Source organism: Streptomyces aureus (assembly GCF_001418135.1).
Lineage (GTDB): Bacteria > Actinomycetota > Actinomycetes > Streptomycetales > Streptomycetaceae > Streptomyces > Streptomyces aureus_A.
This window is the reverse complement of record NZ_LIPQ01000380.1, coordinates 1-1,849: the sequence shown is the minus strand read 5'-3', so window position 1 is coordinate 1,849 and position 1,849 is coordinate 1. Positions and strand designations below refer to the sequence as shown.

At 75.1% G+C, this 1,849-nt stretch carries 3 protein-coding genes; all 3 read left to right on the top strand.

From position 1 onward, the window contains the following. Positions 1–81: 81 nt before the first annotated feature. A complete protein-coding gene (locus AOK00_RS27995) occupies positions 82–621 on the top strand; it encodes a SigE family RNA polymerase sigma factor (RefSeq protein WP_055603034.1) in 540 nt (179 codons plus the stop codon). Next, positions 621–1,292, top strand: a complete 672-nt coding sequence (locus AOK00_RS27990) for a hypothetical protein (protein ID WP_055603033.1) — start codon at positions 621–623, stop codon at positions 1,290–1,292. Before AOK00_RS27995 ends, AOK00_RS27990 begins: the two co-directional genes overlap by 1 nt. Before the next feature lie 156 nt (positions 1,293–1,448). After that, on the top strand, positions 1,449–1,849 hold a 401-nt coding region (locus AOK00_RS27985), incomplete at its 3' end, for a YjbQ family protein (protein ID WP_055603035.1).

Below are 1,849 nucleotides of genomic sequence, written 5' to 3'. Positions count from 1 at the left end.
GCCCCGCCTCCACCGGCCCCACCGCCGGGTCCGTCCCGCCCGGACCCGGCGTGTCCGGCTCCGCTCACACCGAGGGCCATCGTGGTCGCGGCAGACACTGAGGCCGCGGACGGCGCGGCCGAGTTCCGGGCGTTCTTCGAGCGCCACTACGCCGAACTGGCCCGTCTCGCACACCTGTTGACGGGCGAGACCGACGCCGCCGACGACCTGGCCGCCGACGCCATGCTCGCGCTCTGGCACCGCTGGGACCGGGTGCGCGCCGCCGACCACCCCGCCGCCTACGCCCGCGGCGTGGTCACCAACCTCGTCCGCACCCGGATCCGCGGCACCGTCCGCGAGCGGCGCCGTATCGCCGCCTTCTGGGACCGGCGCCCCGACCACACCGAGGACCCCGACGTGCCCGCCGTCGTGGACGTGCGGACGGCGCTCCGCGCCCTGCCGTTCCGCAAGCGCGCCTGCGTCGTGCTCCGGCACGCCTTCGACCTCTCCGAACGTGACACCGCTCTCGCGCTCGGCGTCTCCGTCGGTACGGTCAAGAGCCAGACCTCCAAGGGCATGGCCGAGCTCCAGCGGCTGCTGGGCCCTCAGGCCGCCACCGAACTCGCCGCGGGGAGGCGCTGATGGACGAGACACGGCTCCGCCGCGAGCTGCGGGAGGCGGCGCGCGCGCACCGGCCGGACCACGCCCGCATGCTCGCCCGGGTGGAACGCGGCATGGCCGCACCCGCCCCGGCCACCCGGCCGCCCCGGCCCACGACCCCCTGGACCGGGCGCCGCTGGACGGCTGTCGTCGCCGTCGCCGCCGCCGTCGCGGGGGTCGTCGGCCTGGGAGGGCTTGCGGCGACCACGCTGAACGACCGGCCCGCCGCTCCCGCCACCACGCTTCCCGCGCCCGGTCCCGGCGCACGGGCGACCGCCACGATCGACCCCGGCAGCAACCGCTGGTGGGCGCAGAGCGATCTCGCCCTGACGACGGACACGCCCGTCACCGCACTCACCGTGGAACTGCGGATCGCCCGCACGCCCGGAGTCGTGAGCACGGGCCACTGGCGCACGCGCCCCGCCGAGGACTTCACCGCGACGGTGACCGAGGAGGGCCGGGAGCTGGTCTACCGCTGGACGCTCAGGCCGGACCGGACGGTCCCGCCGGGCCCCCATGTCTTCGCCGGCCAGTACAACCACGCCGAAGGGGTACGGGACGCCTCGGCCGACACGTACACCGTCGTCCTGACGGGACCGGACGGCGGCCGCTCCACCCTGCGCGGCGACTTCGGGACGACCCGGCCGGAGTGACGTCCCGGCCGAAGGACCACCGGCCTGAGTGACGGGCTGCCTGGCGAAGGCCCGGGTGGCGGGGAACAGGCGCCGTGCGAGGGCACCCGGGGGCACCTACCCGAGTCGTCTGCGTGGGGTGTTTGAGAAGGCCGCCCGCTCCGTCACGATGAGGGGATGAGCCATGGTTTCGCCACACGCGTCCTTGACGTCACCACCGGAGGGTCGGAGAGGGTGTACGACCTGACCGGGGAGTGCGTCGCCTTCCTGGCCGAGGTGGCCCAGGGGCGGGGAGGCCTCCTCAACGTCTTCACGCCCCACGCGACGACGGGCGTGGCGCTGATCGAGACGGGCGCGGGCAGCGACCACGACCTGCTGACGGCCCTGCACCACCTGCTCCCCGCCGACGAGCGCTGGCAGCACCGCCACGGAAGCCGGGGCCACGGCCGTGACCACGTCCTGCCTGCCATCGTCGCCCCGCACGCGACACTCCCCGTGATCGACGGCGAACTGGCGCTCGGCACCTGGCAGTCGGTGTGCCTGGTGGACACGAACAAGGACAACCCCGACCGCCAGGT